The sequence below is a fragment of the Nocardia gipuzkoensis genome (assembly GCF_021183645.1).
GTDB lineage: Bacteria > Actinomycetota > Actinomycetes > Mycobacteriales > Mycobacteriaceae > Nocardia > Nocardia abscessus.
Genome location: NZ_CP089225.1, coordinates 1,453,357 through 1,469,584 on the forward strand (window position 1 = coordinate 1,453,357; position 16,228 = coordinate 1,469,584).

The 16,228-nt window shown below is 65.2% G+C and carries 17 protein-coding genes and 1 pseudogene; 9 read left to right on the forward strand and 9 right to left on the reverse strand.

Translation table 11 applies throughout. The annotated features are described in order from the left end of the window. Window positions 1-101: 101 nt before the first annotated feature. Window positions 102-1,466, forward strand: coding sequence for a hypothetical protein (locus tag LTT66_RS06760; protein WP_233065245.1), 1,365 nt, complete (start codon window positions 102-104; stop codon window positions 1,464-1,466). On the opposite strand, the gene LTT66_RS06765 is transcribed toward LTT66_RS06760, so the two are convergent. Together LTT66_RS06765 and LTT66_RS06770 are read right to left on the reverse strand one after the other, a co-directional pair. Continuing rightward, a complete protein-coding gene (locus LTT66_RS06765) occupies window positions 1,450-1,947 on the reverse strand; it encodes an NUDIX domain-containing protein (RefSeq protein WP_233065248.1) in 498 nt (165 codons plus the stop codon). The two genes, LTT66_RS06760 and LTT66_RS06765, sit on opposite strands and share 17 nt — an antisense overlap. 403 nt (window positions 1,948-2,350) lie before the next feature. Then, window positions 2,351-4,063, reverse strand: a complete 1,713-nt coding sequence (locus tag LTT66_RS06770) for an AIPR family protein (protein WP_233065251.1) — start codon at window positions 4,061-4,063, stop codon at window positions 2,351-2,353. A gap of 115 nt (window positions 4,064-4,178) precedes the next feature. On the opposite strand from LTT66_RS06770, the pseudogene LTT66_RS06775 reads away from it, so the two are divergent. From LTT66_RS06775 to LTT66_RS06785, 3 genes and pseudogenes are all read left to right on the forward strand, one after another. Then, window positions 4,179-4,685: pseudogene (locus LTT66_RS06775) on the forward strand (succinate dehydrogenase iron-sulfur subunit); the annotation flags it as partial. 160 nt (window positions 4,686-4,845) lie between these two features. Next, window positions 4,846-5,262 carry a prevent-host-death protein gene (locus LTT66_RS06780; protein WP_195034811.1) on the forward strand — a complete coding sequence of 139 codons (417 nt, stop codon included), beginning with the start codon at window positions 4,846-4,848 and terminating at the stop codon, window positions 5,260-5,262. Continuing rightward, window positions 5,259-5,684, forward strand: a complete 426-nt coding sequence (locus tag LTT66_RS06785) for a cytotoxic translational repressor of toxin-antitoxin stability system (protein ID WP_233065254.1) — start codon at window positions 5,259-5,261, stop codon at window positions 5,682-5,684. The genes LTT66_RS06780 and LTT66_RS06785 overlap by 4 nt, the downstream gene beginning before the upstream one ends. A gap of 20 nt (window positions 5,685-5,704) precedes the next feature. Here the strand turns inward: LTT66_RS06785 and radC are convergent, their stop codons facing one another. Then, the gene (gene radC / locus LTT66_RS06790) at window positions 5,705-6,376 is read right to left on the reverse strand and encodes a RadC family protein (RefSeq protein WP_233065257.1); all 672 of its coding nucleotides are present in this window, start codon (window positions 6,374-6,376) and stop codon (window positions 5,705-5,707) included. A gap of 191 nt (window positions 6,377-6,567) precedes the next feature. Here radC and LTT66_RS06795 point away from each other — a divergent pair, with 191 nt between their 5' ends. After that, window positions 6,568-6,867, forward strand: coding sequence for a DUF6881 domain-containing protein (locus LTT66_RS06795; protein WP_181724695.1), 300 nt, complete (start codon window positions 6,568-6,570; stop codon window positions 6,865-6,867). Window positions 6,868-6,908: 41 nt separating this feature from the next. On the opposite strand, the gene LTT66_RS06800 is transcribed toward LTT66_RS06795, so the two are convergent. Then, window positions 6,909-7,106: a type II toxin-antitoxin system VapB family antitoxin gene (locus LTT66_RS06800; protein ID WP_233065259.1), complete on the reverse strand. Its 198-nt coding sequence runs from the start codon at window positions 7,104-7,106 to the stop codon at window positions 6,909-6,911. Window positions 7,107-7,213: 107 nt separating this feature from the next. Here LTT66_RS06800 and LTT66_RS06805 point away from each other — a divergent pair, with 107 nt between their 5' ends. Further along, entirely contained in the window at window positions 7,214-7,747 is a 534-nt protein-coding gene (locus LTT66_RS06805; RefSeq protein ID WP_233065261.1) for a DUF4396 domain-containing protein, read from the forward strand. 127 nt (window positions 7,748-7,874) lie between these two features. Next, window positions 7,875-8,774: a phenylalanine 4-monooxygenase gene (locus LTT66_RS06810; RefSeq protein ID WP_233065263.1), complete on the forward strand. Its 900-nt coding sequence runs from the start codon at window positions 7,875-7,877 to the stop codon at window positions 8,772-8,774. Window positions 8,775-8,813: 39 nt separating this feature from the next. On the opposite strand, the gene LTT66_RS06815 is transcribed toward LTT66_RS06810, so the two are convergent. Then, a complete protein-coding gene (locus LTT66_RS06815; protein WP_233065265.1) occupies window positions 8,814-9,425 on the reverse strand; it encodes an acyl-CoA-like ligand-binding transcription factor in 612 nt (203 codons plus the stop codon). Further along, entirely contained in the window at window positions 9,415-10,875 is a 1,461-nt protein-coding gene (locus LTT66_RS06820; protein WP_233069041.1) for an MFS transporter, read from the reverse strand. Before LTT66_RS06820 ends, LTT66_RS06815 begins: the two co-directional genes overlap by 11 nt. A 185-nt stretch (window positions 10,876-11,060) precedes the next feature. Here LTT66_RS06820 and LTT66_RS06825 point away from each other — a divergent pair, with 185 nt between their 5' ends. Next, window positions 11,061-12,362: a D-alanyl-D-alanine carboxypeptidase family protein gene (locus tag LTT66_RS06825; RefSeq protein WP_233065267.1), complete on the forward strand. Its 1,302-nt coding sequence runs from the start codon at window positions 11,061-11,063 to the stop codon at window positions 12,360-12,362. Between the two features lie 38 nt (window positions 12,363-12,400). Here the strand turns inward: LTT66_RS06825 and yhjD are convergent, their stop codons facing one another. The 3 genes from yhjD to LTT66_RS06840 form a co-directional block, all read right to left on the reverse strand. Next, the gene (yhjD, locus tag LTT66_RS06830) at window positions 12,401-13,432 is read right to left on the reverse strand and encodes an inner membrane protein YhjD (protein ID WP_233065269.1); all 1,032 of its coding nucleotides are present in this window, start codon (window positions 13,430-13,432) and stop codon (window positions 12,401-12,403) included. Window positions 13,433-13,499: 67 nt separating this feature from the next. Continuing rightward, window positions 13,500-14,531 (reverse strand): tryptophan--tRNA ligase, encoded by a 1,032-nt coding sequence (trpS, locus tag LTT66_RS06835; RefSeq protein ID WP_195098568.1) that lies wholly within the window; start codon window positions 14,529-14,531, stop codon window positions 13,500-13,502. Window positions 14,532-14,553: 22 nt separating this feature from the next. Beyond that, window positions 14,554-15,522 (reverse strand): oxygenase MpaB family protein, encoded by a 969-nt coding sequence (locus LTT66_RS06840; RefSeq protein WP_233065272.1) that lies wholly within the window; start codon window positions 15,520-15,522, stop codon window positions 14,554-14,556. A 63-nt stretch (window positions 15,523-15,585) separates the two neighbouring features. On the opposite strand from LTT66_RS06840, the gene LTT66_RS06845 reads away from it, so the two are divergent. Beyond that, on the forward strand, window positions 15,586-16,221 hold the full coding sequence (locus LTT66_RS06845; RefSeq protein ID WP_233065274.1) for a TetR/AcrR family transcriptional regulator: 636 nt from the start codon (window positions 15,586-15,588) through the stop codon (window positions 16,219-16,221). Window positions 16,222-16,228 lie beyond the last annotated feature (7 nt).

Genomic DNA, 16,228 nt, shown 5'->3' on the forward strand with positions numbered 1-16,228 from the left:
TCATCGGTAAGACGCGCAACTCGGGCAGGTGTGTGCAACGGGTGTGTGAATGCGGGCGTGATCATGGCGTCCGCGCTGTTGTCCGTGCCACACTCCCGTACATGGGACGTCAACCCAAGCAGCCGAACAGGCACCTCGCGGAACTGCTGGAGGAAGCCGGTCTGAGTCGGAAAGGTCTCGCGCGCCGCGTAGTCGAGCACGGAAGCGCGGTCGGAGTCGAACTTCGCTACGACCACACCGCAGTAAGTCGGTGGCTGGCCGGTGAGCAGCCGAAGCCGCCTGGGCCGGAACTGGTCGCCGAAGTACTGACCGAAGTAGTCGGCCGTCGTGTAATCCCGTCCGACTGTGGAATGCCCGGCGGGCCGAGCACTGCCGACCTCGGATTGGAATTTTCGTTGAGCCTGTCGGAGGCAACAGCTGCCGCGACTGCGCTATGGAGGAGCGATGTGGAGCGACGACGTTTCTTGATAGGAGCGTCTTACGCCGCGGCGGTCTATCCGGCCGCGTCGATGCGCTGGCTGACCATGCCCGCGCCGGAACATCCGATTTCTTGCTCGGGTCTTCGCCGAATCGGCCAGTCCGATATCGACGCAGTGCGAAAGATGAACGCCGCTTTCCGCGACTTGGACAATCGTGTCGGTGGCGGCAAGGTTCGCTCGACTATCGTTCAATATCTCCACAGTTCGGTGGCGCCATTACTGCGTGGCAGCTACACCGAACCGATCGGGCGTCAGTTGTTCGCTACCACTGCTGAACTCACCAAGCTCGCCGGGTGGGCCGCGTATGACTTGGAAGAGCACGGCCTCGCACAGCGCTATCTGATCCAAGCATTACGGATGTCCCGCGCCGCAGGAGACGCCGGACTCGGCGCTGAGATCCTCGCCGCGATGAGTCATCAAGCCATCTACGTCGGCCGACCGGGCGACGCGATCGATCTCGCTCGGGCAGCGCGTATCTCGGCGCGCACCGCTGGACTGGCGGCTCTGGAGTCCGAATGCCACGTGATCGAGGCACATGGTCACGCAGCGCGCGCAGACAGTTCCTCGTGCGCCGGTTCCCTCAATGCGGCGGAACGAGCCTTCGCCCGCGCTGATAGTTCACGTCCTCCCTGGCTGGAGTACTTCGATGATGCCTATCTGTCCGCCAAGACCGCACACTGCTTCCGCGATCTCGGTGACACGGCTCGCACAGCACATTTCGCCGAACGGTCATTGAACATGTCGGACGGCTACGTCCGTGGGCGGGCGCTCAACCTGTGCCTTCTGGCATCTGCCCGCGCCGATGACGACCCCCGAGAAGCGGTAAGAGTCGGCACCGAGGCCCTTGAGATTGCCCACAGCCTGGAATCACAGCGGACGCTCGCATACCTTCGAGACCTTCGCCATCGACTCGCGCCGTACGCCACGCTCCCGGAAGTCAGCAAATTCCGACAGCAGGTGCTCTCGATCGCTAGGCGGGCAGACTGAGCGCCCGGTACACCGCCACCACTGTCGCTGCGCCGACGATCTCGCCGCGATCAATCATCGCGGCCGCTTCCTCGAGCGGAATCCATCGAACGTCCTCGGCCTCGTTGACATCGGGTTCAGTGTCGGTCAGGTCGGCACCGCGGGCAAGGTAAACGTCCTGCGGCTGATCCAAGGTGCCGATCGCAGGCTGATAAGTAACCAGCCGTTCCATTGACCGTGGACGCCAACCCGTCTCTTCTTCAACCTCCCGCGCCGCAGCGGCGGCGACGTTCTCGGCATGATCCACATAGCCACCCGGTAGTTCCCACACCCAGCGGTCGATGATGAAGCGGTGGCGGTACATGAGTAGTGCCTCGCGTCTTTCATTGAGCACCAACGTCATCGCGCACCTCGGCATACGTGCCACATACTGGGTGAACTTCACTCCGTCGGGTAGCTCGACATCGACGGTCGACAACTTGATATGGCGATTCTCGTCCACGACGTGCTCATCGTGGATTGTCCACTGCGTCCGGGCCACGGTTCGACCGTATACGCAGACGACCATCCACAGGCAACACACCCATGACTTGTTACCGCGTAGAGTCTCCGAAGCTGACTACCTGTCTTTCGCGCACGCCTACGGCGGCTACGACGTCACGACATGGCCGACCTTCCGACTCTTCGCCGACATCCAGGAACTTCGGTGGGCTGACTCGTTTGCCAAAGGACAAGCGAGGCAAACGAGTCGGCCAAGGCCATCCAAGAAGTCAACCGAGCGCTTCTGTCCACCCGCTGATGCCCCTTCCTAGCCGATAACCGAATGCCTTCTACTGAGTTCAAGGGATGCCTTCGCTGACTTGCACATACACCTCGATGCTTGGCAGGTGACTATGCAACAACGTCTAGCGATCCCGCATGAAGTGACTAATCATCTCCTGCGTGAAGGGCTGACGCTTCAGGCGATCAGCAGTGGGCAGCTGACCACCCGCCGAGCGAATGATCTTGTGGGCAGTCTCGCGAAAAATCGCCACATAGTCGGGTTGGCGTAGCGTATCCACGATCTGCTGACTTTGATCGTCAATCGATCGCTTATTCAAACTCGCAGAATTTCCGCCAAACAAATCATACTTGTAAGCAGTCAATATATGATATCGGATTGGCTTGAATTCCGGCTCCAAAGTTGTTCTGAAGGCAGTCTCTAACCGGTACGCGGCGAAGGCGGAAGCGAGGTAAGGAGCCAAACGATGACTGTCATCGAAAATCGAGTCGCCAACTTCGGCGTACAAATGCGCGGGGTACCTGGCAGCCAGATGCGGAAGATCAAGAAATGTCGCAGCAACGGCCCGCATCTGCTCACTGATCGTGACAATCCTGGTGCGGGTGACGTCGCGATAATAGAACTGACCAGCACGTCTTTCGTAGGTAAGTCCGGCGTTCATCGGATCCTGCGAGTAGAAATCCTCCAATCGCTTCTGAAATTTTGTTAGAGCAATGAGGTCGCTGTCATTTACTGCAGTTTGCGAATTCGTAGCCCGAATTATCCGAGTCGCAACATCTTCGTCGTCGGTCACCACAAGCCTCATGGGTACAAAAACCGAATCCGCGACTGCGGCCAACTGCTCCTTTGCAAGAAATATGCAATGGCTCGTCTGACACCCGTTCACAACTTGGTAGCCAGTAAGCGAGACGGCATCACCAGGCTTGGGAGCGTACGACCTAGCGACAACTGTCACGCCATTGTTGAGCACGGGCAGAAGTGACCTCGACGGCGAACCAAGTGTCTCAATGATCTGCTGGTTAACCGCATTTTCCTCGCCTTTGAATCCGCGCACGTTGTCATAAAAGACCCGCTCATTAAGCGACCCGTTCTCATTCTCAATAAGCTTTAGAAGCTCCCTTACCGAGATGACACCGAGGATCGCCTGGTTGATTCCAGGCATCTGCGGTAGGTTGACCGCCTTCTCCAGCACAATATCCGATTCGTTGGCGTGCAGCTTTCTCCTAGATGCTTCATACATACTGGCCGCGCCGTATACTTCGAATACCAATTCGCCCACGTAACTCAGGCTGCGAACTTCTTTCTGCACTGTTGCAACCCTGTCCTGCACCATACTGTCAGAAAGGGCGTCGTCATTAGCTGTTGTAACGTAAGCAAGATTTACTCGCGGCCGATCCTTAAGCCTTGAAGCATAGCCGTCATAGATCGCAAATAGCGCCTCGGAGATTGCTGATAGTTTCGGATGCTGCGCTGGGACCTCATTGGAAAGAACCTTTTTGATTGCATCACCGAAGTTGAGGATTTCCGATGTATTTACACTCGTCGATGTTTTGACTTGCATCAGAGTCAAAGTGACTTCAAGACTGCGTTTGCTGTCGCATACGGCGGATACTTCAGTTGGACCAGCAACAAGCTCACCATTGACCTCAAGGAGAGCAAGATCAATGCCGATTGTACCGGGATCAAGTAGCAAATCAGTCATGTCGATCTGATCCAGCAGGTCGTCACGCAGTAGCAGCGTCGCGACGAATAACTCGAATGCATCGGATTCGCGCATGTCAAGCAGTTCCTGCGTCTCGCGAAATTCCTTGAAAAGCCCCTTGATGAGGGGATCCACCCTGCCTCCTCGTGCAGTCTCTACCGCGCCAGACCGTCTCTGGCGCAGAGTACTTCGCTCCTTGTGGCAGCAAGATTACGCGGATTCACCGACAGGAAGCCGAGATCAGCAACCAAACCGGCTGGCCTGCAAGGTGCTGATGAAGGACATGCTGCCCAAGGGCGGCAAGTCGATCACGGTCACCGTCGAGCCGATCCGCGGCCTGCCCGTGGAGAAGGACCTCGTGGTGAACATGGAGCCGTTCTTCGACGCGTTCCGCGCGGTGAAGCCGTACCTGATCACCACGGGTAACGAGCCCACCCGCGAGCGCATCCAGAGCCAGGCCGACCGCGCCCGGTTCGACGACACCACCAAGTGCATCCTGTGCGCCTGCTGCACCACCTCCTGCCCCGTGTACTGGAGCGACGGCAGCTACTTCGGCCCGGCCGCGATCGTGAACGCCCACCGCTTCATCTTCGACAGCCGCGACGAAGCCGCCCGCGAACGCCTCGACATCCTCAACGACGTCGAAGGCGTCTGGCGCTGCCGCACCACCTTCAACTGCACCGACGCCTGCCCCCGCGGCATCGAGGTCACCAAGGCCATCCAAGAAGTCAAGCGAGCACTGCTCTTCACCCGCTGACCTCTCGGCCCAGCCGAAACGAAGGCCGCCTATCTCATCCGAGGAAGGCGGCCTTCGCCTTTCCTGCCCCAGCCCGGTTGCCGCGATCGGCAAGTACATCGCGTACTTGACGTACTTACGAATGCGCGAGACCATTGATCCAGCGATCGGGAGGTAACTGATGTCAACCGTGCACTATGACAGCTACACGGACGCACGAGCCCATCTAAAAGAACTGCTGGATGCGGCGGTACGAGGACGTGTTGCGACGGTACGGCGCGACACCGAGTACGCCGCGGTCGTCGATGCCGAGCGGCTCCGCTACATGCTTGCGAAGGTATGCCCGTCCGGCGCAGAAGTGGTTGCCGAAAACGCCGGATGGTCGGTGTTTCTACCGGGCCTGCCTGTGGCTGCCGACGGCGCCACGCTCGATGAGGCCCTCGACGAGACGATCACCGCACTGCGCGAATACGCCGACGACTGGCAAACCAGACTGCGGGATGCGCCGAACCACCGGGAGAACTGGGGCCTGATTCAGCTGATAGGCCTCAGCGATGACGATCAACTCCGTGAATGGCTGGTCGGAGCCGCCGGATGACCTGGCCGCAGCCGACTCGCAAACGGCACGAACAGTTCTGCGAGATCGAGGGGTGGGAGCGGATACGGGATGCACGGGGCCGCACTGGGACGCACCATGTCACGTACGAACTGGATCTGCCGGACGGCAGGATCTTGCGCACACGTATCTCACATCCCGTCGACCGCACAGGTTACGGCGCATCCCTGTGGTCGCATATTCTGCGAGACCAACTGGACGTCACCGAGGATTCGTTCTGGGAGTGCGTCCTGAACACTGTATTGCCGAATCGCGGTCGCCCCCAGCCGCCTAAAGCATCCCTTCCTCTAGACCTAGTTCACCTTCTGATTCATCGAGTGGGTCTCGCCGAGGACGACATCGCCGTGATGACCAAGGAGGAAGCGATCGCCCGTATCCAGCGATTCTGGACCGAAGGGCGCTGAGCACGAAAGCTTCACACAGTTCACCGGATAGCCGGAGCGCTGGCCCACCTCTCACCGGCGATCACCACGTGGTCGAGGAAGCGGAGACCCACGGTTCGGGCGGCTTCGGTGAGGAGGGTGGTGGTGCGGCGGTCGTCGGGGCTGGGCGTGGGGTCGCCGGAGGGGTGGTTGTGGACGATGGCGAAGGCTCGGCCGTCGTGGCGGAGGACGGTGTTCAGGATTTCGCGGACCGGGACGGCGACTTGGTCGATGGCGCCTTCGGCGACGAAAACCTTTTGGCGCAGGCGGTTCTGCGCGTCGCAGACCAGCACGAGCAGGCGCTCGACGCGGGCGCCGGCGAAGTGGGGGCGGGCCGCGGCGGCCACGTCGGCCGGGCTGCTCAGCCGAATCGCGGTGTCCGGCCTGCCGCGTGCTCGCGCGCCGAGGTGGAACGCGGCGATGATCGCGGCGGCCTTCGCGACGCCGACGCCTGCTCGGCGGGACAACTCCTCCGGGCGCGCCGACGCCAGCCCGGCGAGCCCACCGTGCTCGACCAGCAGTTCCACCGCTAGATCCAGCGCGCTCGCCCCGCGCCTGCCCTGCCGCAACAGCAGAGCCAGTAACTCCGCGTCGCTCAGCGCGTGCGGCCCGAGCGCCAGCAACCGCTCGCGCGGCCGCTGCGCCACGGGCACGTCGACAAGAGAGACCGCCATGACTCCCACCCCTCGCCTCACGCCAACAGTGCCCGGGATTCTGCCAGTGGCCACCGACAGTCCACGCCCATCGAGTCGCGGTCCACCCGCCCACCGGACTTCATCCCCACACCCACTGGACGTCGACCCATATGCTGGCTGATGTGGCGTTCGGTCTCCGAGTCGGTCGCGAACTGGGGAGTTGATGGACGATGTGGTACCTGAAGGCGCAATGGCACCACGACTTCGACGACGAGCCGGTCGAGCTGTTCAGCGAGATCGGCGACGACGGCTTCGAGGTGCGCAAGGTCGAGATGTTCCGCGACGGGCACAGCGACTGGGCCGAGACCGGCCGCGGCACCGGCACGACCGAACTCGGGCAGATTCCGGTTCCGACGCCGGACGAGCTGAATGCCGAGACCGAGTTCACCGCTCTCCAGATCGATGCTCAGGAGTTCGAAGAGGTCTGGCTGCGCGCACTCGATGAGCAACGGCCCACCGCTCCCCGATAGCCCCGTCCGACCGGAGGCGTCGAGCAGTGCCCGCGAGCCGCCTAGCGGTCTGCCATCGCGACGTCCGGTAGTCCGGCGAACGCGTTCGCGGCGAGCCTTTCCAAATTGTGCAGCTGGCGCTCGTGCACGACGATCCGGCGCAGGGCCTCGTTGATGGTGGCGTCGCTGGTCGCCGTGCCCATGATGGCGGCCGCCGCGGCGAGCAAATTCTGGTCGAGATCGATCCGCACGGATTTCATGCGCCCTCCTTCGTACTTTCGCCATCTTGCGGCATAGCGCCCGCTCATGTCCGGCAAATCGCGAACTCGGACTTGCATAAATACCCTACGGGGGTATAGTTCCAGCCATGGAGCACAGGCACGACCTCTCAGGCGAGCACCCCTCGCCTACCGCCCACCCGGCGATCAGCGCCGGGCAGCACACCGCGCACCATTCCTCGGCTACCTGGCGTATGGCGGCCATGGCGACGCTGCACTGCCTCACCGGCTGCGCCATCGGCGAGATCCTCGGCATGGTGATCGGCACCGCGCTGGGCTGGAACAACGCCTCGACGATGGCGCTGGCCATCGTGCTGGCGTTCCTGTTCGGCTACGCGTTCACCATGCGCGGCGTGCTGCGGGCGGGCCTGCCGCTGGCCGCCGCCGTCAGCACCGCGCTGGCCGCCGACACGGTGTCCATCACGGTCATGGAGATCGTGGACAACGCCGTGATCCTGGCCGTCCCCGGCGCGATGGACGCCCACCTGGACACCGTGCTGTTCTGGGCCACCCTGGCCTTCGCCTTCGCGGTGGCGTTCGTGGTGACCACGCCGGTCAACAAGTGGCTGATCGGGCGCGGCAAAGGCCACGCGGTGGTGCACTCGCTGCACGGCGCGCACTGATCAGCAGGGCGCGCGATTCGGGATATCTACTGCCGTGATCACGCAGGATGGCCCGTCCAGCTAGGCAGATTGCTCAGCTGGACGGGCTTTTGTTGTCGCCGGGTTCGAGCGGTGCTTGCATCGAGATATGTTCAGCGAGGCGCAGTTGTACTCGCCGGTGACCCGCACCGGCGACGGCGACGTGACCGTGCACCTGAGCGACGAGCACCCCGGCGTGCACGACCCGGACTACCGGGCCCGGCGCAACGCGATCGCCGCGTTGGCGCTGGACTACGCACCGGGAAAGCCGCTCCCCCGGATCGCCTACACCGACGAGGAGCAGCAGGTGTGGCGAATCGTGTCGGCCGAACTCGCGCGCAAGCGTCGCGAATATGCCAGCGCGGAGGTCCTCGCGGCCGCCGAGGCCCTGTCGTTGCCCACCGATCACATTCCACAACTGGACGAGGTATCGGCGGCGCTGGCGCCGCTGACCGGATTCCGCTACGCCCCGGCCGCGGGCCTGGTGCCGCTCCGGGAGTTCTTCGGCTCCTTCGCCGACCGGATCTTCCACTCCACGCAGTACATCCGGCATCATTCCGCGCCGCTGTACACCCCGGAACCGGACGCCATCCACGAGATCATCGGGCACGCCAACCAGATCGCCAGCCCGCGCTTCGCCGCCATCTACACGACGGTCGGCGCGGCGGTAGCGCGGCTGAGCACCGACCGCGCGCTGAAGTTCTTGGCCGACGTCTTCTGGTTCTCGATGGAGTTCGGCGTCGTCCGGGAACGCGGCGAAGTCCGTTGCTACGGAGCGGGTCTGCTGTCGTCCTACGGCGAGATCGAGGAATTCCGGCACGCCGAGTTGCGTCCGCTCGACATCGCCCAGATGGGGACCGCGACCTACGACATCACCCATTACCAGCCGATTCTCTACTGCGCGGACTCGATCGCCGAGATCGAGGACGTGATCGGCGGCTTCTTCGCGACCATGGACGACGACACTCCCGATAGGTTCCGGCAAGCCAGCGCCGCCGGGACGCACTAGGTCCGTATCACCCCGGCCGGGCGTGGCGGAACGAGACCTTCAGGATGGCGGCTCCGGCCTCAGCGGCATGCCCGCGCCCAGGAAATCCAATGTGCGGGTGATGTTCTCGACATTCAACGGCGTCATCGTCGCCATGGCCAGGGCCGCGCCTGCCATCGCGCCCGCCGCCACCCGCACCTCGAAATCATCGGCCGACCGGCCGACATGCTCGGCCAATAGGCTTGCGATGAGGTCGATGCTGCGGATGATCTCCAAGCCGATGGCCGACCGCAGCTCCGGCACGTGATAGAGCAGCGCCTGCCGCTCCTGCTCGAACGCGAGTTCGGCGGCGGGCAGACCGCTGAAGACCTCGAGCACGGCGTTGCGGAAGGCGGTCCACGGCGAGACCTCGCGCGGCTGGCGTTGCAACGCCTCGATCATCAGCGGATCGAGGTCGTCGGCGAGCACCAGCTGTTCCTTGGTCGGGAAATAGCGGAAGAAGGTGCTGGGCGAGACCTCGGCGGACGCGGCGATCTGCTCCACGGTCGTCTCGTTGTACCCCTGCTCACGGAACAGCCGGAAAGCCTCGAGGCGAATCGTCCGGCGGGTCCGTTCCTTCTTCCGCTCGCGCAGACCCTGCGCCGTCCCGTTCGCGGGTAGCTCAACCGACATGGATCGATTCTGCCGCACCCGGCTCGCGCACCTGGCCGGGTCGCCGCGCGCGAACCAATGTCGCCGTGAGCACCGCCGCCAGCAGGCACAGCGCGGCGCAGGCCCAGAGCATCGCGCTCATGCCGCCCAGGAAGGCGACCTGCACCTGGTGCAGCATCGACTGATCACCCAGGTCGCGCGCCGTCGCGACGCCCGCGTTGACGCCGTCGGCGATCGGTTCGCGGTTCAGCGCGCCGAGCTCCGACCGGTACCGGGTGGCCAGCACAGTGCCCAGCACCGCGACGCCGATGGTGCCGCCGGCCTGACGCAGCGCCTGCAGCAGCGCGGAGCCGGAGCCGGAACGCTCCGCGTCGAGTTCCCCCATCGCCATGCCCATCGCGGCGGGCATCACCAGCCCCATCCCGGCGCCGAGCAGCGTCAGCCACAGCGCGGTGAAGCCGTAACCGCTGTCCACGGTGGTCAGCGCGCCGAGGACGAGGGCACCGGCCAGAAGGGTGAATCCTGCGGTGATCACCCCGCGGATGCCCATTTTCGGCAGCACCTTGTCGACCAGCCTGCTGCCGACCAGGATGCCGCCGATCAGCGGAAGCAACCGCAGGCCGCTGCCGAGCGCGTCCACGCCGAGTACCGCCTGGAAGTACTGCGGAACGGTGAAGAACATGCCGAACATGGCGAAGTTCACCACAATCGAAAACGCGGTGCCCCAGCGGAACCCGTCGGCGGCGAACAGTCCTAGATCGACCAGCGGATGCGTGGTCCTGCGCTGCCAGGCCAGGAACGCGCCGAACAGCAGCACACCGGCCGCGACAGTCGCCCAGGCGGGGCCGTCGCCCCAGCCTTCCTCGCCGATCCGGATGAAGCCGTACGTCAGTCCGAGCATGCCGACGGCCGACAGCACGACACCGGGCAGATCGATCCGGAAGCGGTGCGCGCTGCGCGATTCCGGTACCAGCACCGCGACTGCGAGCGCGCCGATCACGACCATCGGCACGTTGATCAGGAACACCGAACCCCACCAGAAGTTGCGCAGCAACCAGCCGCCCACGATCGGGCCCAGCGGAAGACCGATCGCGGTGGAGGTGATCCAGATGGTGAGCGCCCGCTGGAGATCGGCCGGTTCCGGGAACATCGCGGGCAGCACCGACATCGACAGCGGCATCATGGCCGCCGCCGCGACTCCGAGCACCACGCGCGCCGCGATGAGCTCACCGGGCGAGGTGGCCAGGGCGCATGCGACGGAGGCGACGCCGAACAGCATCAGGGCGGCGAGCAGGAACTTCTTGCGGCCGTAACGGTCGCCGAGCGCGCCCGCCGGCAGCATCACCGCGGCCAGGGCCAGCGTGTAGGCGCTGCTGAACCATTGCAGCGCGGCGGTATTCGCGTGCAGGTCCACCGCGAGCGTGGGCAGCGCCACGGTCAGCACCGTGACATCGAGCCCGATGGTCAGCATCGCCGCCGCCAGAGCGCCGAGCGCCAGCCAGCGGCGGGTCGAGTCGTTCTGCACTGGAACCTCCCCGAAAATGGTATCTACAACTTTTTGATAGTAACTCCCATTTGATTGTTACTGTCAATACTGCGCTCGCATACACCAGCGTGTGCGGCCGATCACCGGATCGCTCGCTAGGCTCATCGGCGATGAAGATCACTCGCCGTGCCTTGCTCTGCGCGGGCGCCGTGCTGGCCGTCGCCGCGATCGGAGCGACGGCCGTGCCGTCCCTGGCCGTGCCGAGCACCACCACGCCGTTCACCACCCCGAACACCGACGCCTGCCCCCAGAAGACGTCGCCGCCCGCGCCGATCGACGCCTCCGAGGTGCCCGCGCCCGGACAGCCCACCCCGGCGCCGCTGCCGGTCCCCTCCCCGCCGATCGGCGGAGCCCGCCTCGGCGAGTGCGGCATCGTGCTACCCAAGGCCGCGCCACCCGCGCCGCAGGACATCTCGGCGACGGCCTGGCTGGTGGCGGATCTGGACACCGGCGAGGTGCTGGCGGCGAAGGACCCGCACGGGCGCTACCGGCCCGCCAGCACGATCAAAGTGCTGCTGGCCACGCTGGCACTGCGATCGTTGAATCTCGACAAGACGGTCATCGGCACGCAGGCCGACGCGGACGTCGACGGCACCCGGGTCGGCATCGGTCCCGGCGGCCGCTACACGAACCGGCAGCTGATGCAGGCGCTGATCATGGCCTCGGGCAACGACGCGGCGCATGCCCTCGCCGCGCAACTCGGCGGCGACGCCGCGACCGTCGCGAAGATGAACGAACTGGCGAAGTCGTTGCGCGCCATGGATACTCGCGCGGCCAGCCCTTCCGGTCTGGACGGCCCCGGCATGAGCACATCGGCCTACGACCTCGCCGTGCTGTTTCGCGAAGCCATGACCATTCCGCTGTTCGCCGAACTGATCCGCACCGAGCAGGTCGACTTCCCCGGCTATCCCGCCGACCCGGCCGTCCCGGGTGACACCGACCGACCCGGCTACCCGATCGGCAACGACAACCAGCTGCTCTACAACTACACCGGGGCCCTCGGCGGCAAGACCGGCTTCACCGACGACGCGCGCCAGACCTTCGTCGCCGCCGCGCAGCGCGACGGCCGCAGGCTCGCCGTCACCTTGCTCCAGGCCGAGGTGCAGCCGCTGCGGCCATGGGCCCAGGCCGCCCGGCTGCTCGACTACGGATTCGCGCTGCCCCGCAGCGCCTCGATCGGCAACCTGCCCGGTGCGGTACTACCCCAGCGCGACCAGAGCGCGGTCACCCTGGCCGCGCCGCCCGCGCCGGGAAGCGACCGGGCCACGCCTTCGGTGCCGGGCAGCGACCCCTCCGCTATGCCGCCGGCCGAAGATCGTCGCACCGGCGCCAGAACCACGCTGATCATCGGCGGCGTCCTCTTGGTCGCCGTACTGCTGCTGGGAGCACGGCAGGCGAACCGGCGGCGCTGACCGAACCGGCGAACGAGGAGCTCGAACCAGCGAACAGGTCAACGACGGCCGGGCAACTTGCGTAAACCGGAAAGCGCAAGGGCCGCAAGCGCGCCCGCGCCGAAGTAGGCCGCGCCCACGCCCACCGAGATGTCGCGTGCGCTGACCCGCGGGGCGATCACCGCCGGTCCGGGTGCGGGAATCTCCGCTTCCGGCTCGTTCTCCGCCGCGGTGGCGGCCCAGGCGGTGGCGAACAGGACGATGCGGTAGGTGACGTAACTGAACACCATGAGGCCGATGATCGAGCCGAAGGTTGCGCCCGCCGGGCTGCTCAGCACCGATCGCAGATAGATCTGCGCGACGATCTTGAACACCTCGAACACCACCGCGGCCAGGGCAGCCGCCTTGACGGCGCTGGCCAGCGTCACCGGTTCCCGGGGCAACCTCGCGATGACCCACGCGAACACCGCCCAGGAGGCGAGAAACCCGAGCGAGGTCGACAGCAGCCACAGCAGCACCCCGGCCCCGGGCGCATCGCCGAGACCGAGGCTCTCGAGCAGCCGCCTGCCGAGGGAGCTCGAGGCCACCGCCGACAAACCCAGCGAGACCGTGAAGGCGAGACCGAGACCGACCAGCGCCCCCAGATCGGACAGTTTGGTCATCAGCCAATTGCCGTCCGGAGACTTCTGCTCCCACTGCTCGGTGAGCGCCGCCCGCAGGTTGGACATCCAGCCCAGCCCGCTGTACACGCCGGTGACCAGACCCAGAACACCCACCGTGCTCCGCGACTCGACCGCCTGATCGACCAGGTCGTTCAACTGGGTGCCGAACGAGCCCGGGATGTTCTCGACGATCTTGGCCTGTAACTCCTCGAGCAGCTCCGGATTGTTGGACAAGACCACGCCCGCGACCGAGAAAGCGATCATCAGCAGCGGAAACAGCGACAGCACAGTGAAATACGTGATGCCCGCCGCGTAGTGGTCGCCCCGTTGCCGCTGGTAGCGCGCTCCCGTCCGGACCAGATGGTCCAACCACGGCTGCGCCTGAACCCGGCGTTCGATCCCGGCCTTGACGTTGTCGATCACCTGCACCGTTCGCCCCTTCGACCGAGAGACCTCGCGCGACACCTGACAGGCCGCACAAGGGTGAGGTAGCCGTTCAGCGACGCAGCAAACCGACCCGATCGTAAACCTGCGCGAGGGTGTTTCCCGCGATCTCTCGCGCGCGCTCGGCTCCAGCGGCGAGGATGCGGTCGAGTTCGCCTTGATCCGCCATGTACTCTTGCACCTTCGCGCGCAACGGCGTGACGAATTCGACCAGCGCGTCGGCCACGTCGGCTTTCAGCTCGCCGTAACCCTTACCTTCGAAATCCTTCTCCAAGGTGACGATCGGCGCGCCGGTCAGCGAACTCAGAATCACCAGCAGGTTGCTGACGCCCGGCTTCTGCTCCGGGTCGTAGCGGATCTCGCGTCCGGTGTCGGTGACCGCGGACTTCACCTTCTTCGCGGTGACCTTCGGGTCGTCGAGCAGGTTGATCAGGCCCGCGTCGGTGGAGGCCGACTTGCTCATCTTCGCGGTCGGATCCTGCAGGTCGTAGATCTTCGCCGTGCCCTTGACGATGTGCGCCTCCGGCACCACGAACGTCTTCTTGAACCGGGTGTTGAAGCGCTGGGCCAGGTTTCGGGTCAGCTCCAGGTGCTGACGCTGGTCCTCGCCGACCGGTACCTGATGGGCGCGGTAGAGCAGGATGTCCGCGGCCATCAGCACCGGGTAGGTGAACAGGCCCACGGTCGCGTTCTCCGCGCCCTGCTTCACCGACTTGTCCTTGAACTGGGTCATCCGGCTGGCCTCGCCGAAACCGGTGATGCAGCTGAGCACCCAGGCCAGCTCGGCGTGCTCGGGCACCTGGCTCTGCACGAACAGGGTGGACTTCTTCGGGTCGATGCCCAGCGCGAGCAGCTGAGCGGCGGCGGCCTTGGTGCGCGCCTTCAGCTCCTTCGGGTCCTGCGGCACCGTGATCGCGTGCAGGTCCGGGATGAAATACAGCGCGTCGTAGTCGTCCTGCATGGTCACCCAGTACTGCAGCGCGCCAAGGTAGTTCCCGAGATGAAACGAGGAGCTGGTCGGCTGGATCCCGGACAGAACCCGCTGTTTGCGTTCGGCGGCCGGGGTGGGCGCAGGACTGGACATGCCTCCGATTTTCGCACGCGGCTCAAGCGGAATTTCGCTGCACCCAGTTGCGCGGGTGCACACCGGGCATACTCGGCCGCCCGCCGCTGACCAGTTCGTGTTCCCGCTTGGAGAGCATTTTGTAGACCGGCGCGCTGGGGCCGGCGAGGGCGCCGCGCAGCACGGGGGGCACCAGCGGGACCGGCACGTGCGCGGTGCGGACCGCCCGGGAGAACGCCTGGTAGGCGACTTGCTCGGCCACGCCCCAGCGGATGCCGTACATGGTGCGGATCCGCCGCGGCAGACTGCCCTGCACCAGCACGTAGAACACCGAGGTGACCTGCTGCAACGGCACGCCCTGCGGGTAGGGGACGCGCTGCCCGGCCAGGTAGGAGCCGACCAGCCGCGCCTCGTCGGTGAGGAACAGTTCGTCGGAGGCCAGGTAGCCGTCGAAGAACGCGCGGAACTCGCGGTAACTGCCCGGCGCGGCGTCCGCGGGCATGCCGAACAGCTCGCCCCAGCGCACGTAGTCCTGATAGAGGCCCTCGCGCTCGCCGTCGGTCATGGGGCGCACCAGCAGGTCGTACATCACCTCGGCCGAGTCGAAGGTGAAGGCCATCGTCATGAACATCAGGTGCGGGTCGAGCGCGGAGTACCCGGTGCCTGCCGGGTGGTGGGCTCCGGCGTCCTCGGGTAGCGCGCCACGGACCTTGACGTGCCGCTTCCTGGTGAACGCCAGCGCGCGATCGGCCTCGGCCTTGCTGCCGAGGAACACCGCTTCGAACAGATGCCCGGTCAGCGCGAGCCGGGTGTAGGGCGTCGTCCGGTGCTCGGTGTTCTCGGCGGTGCCGACGTACAGCAGCGGGTGCACCGCGCCGATCACCAGAGCGCGCAGGCCGTAGGTCAGGCCCACCGCCCGTTTGCTCATCACCCGCCGAACCATCGAGTGATCGCTGAAATAGCCGGGCTCGGACACCGCTGCCTCCTCGTCGAGATCATCTGGCAATAGCATCCACCAGAATCTCCACTTCTGGCAATACCCTCTGCCAGAATTGTTGTCTGTCAGAATCGAACCGTGGCGGCGCAACGGACTTATGGAGGCATCTCCGCCGAGGAGCGCCGGGCGCAGCGGCGTGCGGCCTTGCTGGAGGCGGCGCTGGAGATCATCGGCACCGAGGGGCTGTCGAAGCTGACCGTGTCGGGGCTGTGTGGACAGGCCGGGCTCAACGAGCGGTACTACTACGAGAACTTCGACAGCCGGGACGCGGTGCTCACCGCCCTGCTCGACGGGATCGCCGCCGAACTCGCGGCGGCCATTATCGCGGCTGTGCGCACCGCACCGCCGGACACGCGCGCGACCGCACACGCCGCGATCACCGCGGGCGTCCACCTGCTCACCGACGACCCGCGCAAGGCGAAAGCGGCCCTGATCACGGCCATGGCGACGCCCGAACTGCGCGCCCGCACCACCGAGACGGTGCGCGCGTTCGCGCGGATGGTGGCCGCGGAGGGCATGGATTTCTACCGGCTGCCCGATGCGGCCCCGGACCCGGCGATCGACTTCCGCGCCCTGTATCTGGTCGGTGGACTGGTGCAGACACTGACCGCGTGGCTCCAGGGCGATTTGAATCTCACCCGGGACGAACTCATCGAGCACACCGTCGACGTATTCGTCCTGCTCGGCGAGGACCTGGTGGGCAAATTGCGCTGACCGCCCC

Bases quoted from the DNA above. Each gene is read 5' to 3' on its own strand.
- LTT66_RS06760 (WP_233065245.1), top strand. From the start codon at position 102: ATGGGACGTCAACCCAAGCAGCCGAACAGGCACCTCGCGGAACTGCTG.
- LTT66_RS06780 (WP_195034811.1), top strand. From the start codon at position 4,846: ATGTCAACCGTGCACTATGACAGCTACACGGACGCACGAGCCCATCTA.
- LTT66_RS06785 (WP_233065254.1), top strand. From the start codon at position 5,259: ATGACCTGGCCGCAGCCGACTCGCAAACGGCACGAACAGTTCTGCGAG.
- radC (WP_233065257.1), bottom strand. From the start codon at position 6,376: ATGGCGGTCTCTCTTGTCGACGTGCCCGTGGCGCAGCGGCCGCGCGAG.
- LTT66_RS06795 (WP_181724695.1), top strand. From the start codon at position 6,568: ATGTGGTACCTGAAGGCGCAATGGCACCACGACTTCGACGACGAGCCG.
- LTT66_RS06800 (WP_233065259.1), bottom strand. From the start codon at position 7,106: ATGAAATCCGTGCGGATCGATCTCGACCAGAATTTGCTCGCCGCGGCG.
- LTT66_RS06805 (WP_233065261.1), top strand. From the start codon at position 7,214: ATGGAGCACAGGCACGACCTCTCAGGCGAGCACCCCTCGCCTACCGCC.
- LTT66_RS06810 (WP_233065263.1), top strand. From the start codon at position 7,875: ATGTTCAGCGAGGCGCAGTTGTACTCGCCGGTGACCCGCACCGGCGAC.
- LTT66_RS06815 (WP_233065265.1), bottom strand. From the start codon at position 9,425: ATGTCGGTTGAGCTACCCGCGAACGGGACGGCGCAGGGTCTGCGCGAG.
- LTT66_RS06820 (WP_233069041.1), bottom strand. From the start codon at position 10,875: ATGCTGACCATCGGGCTCGATGTCACGGTGCTGACCGTGGCGCTGCCC.
- LTT66_RS06825 (WP_233065267.1), top strand. From the start codon at position 11,061: ATGAAGATCACTCGCCGTGCCTTGCTCTGCGCGGGCGCCGTGCTGGCC.
- trpS (WP_195098568.1), bottom strand. From the start codon at position 14,531: ATGTCCAGTCCTGCGCCCACCCCGGCCGCCGAACGCAAACAGCGGGTT.
- LTT66_RS06840 (WP_233065272.1), bottom strand. From the start codon at position 15,522: ATGCTATTGCCAGATGATCTCGACGAGGAGGCAGCGGTGTCCGAGCCC.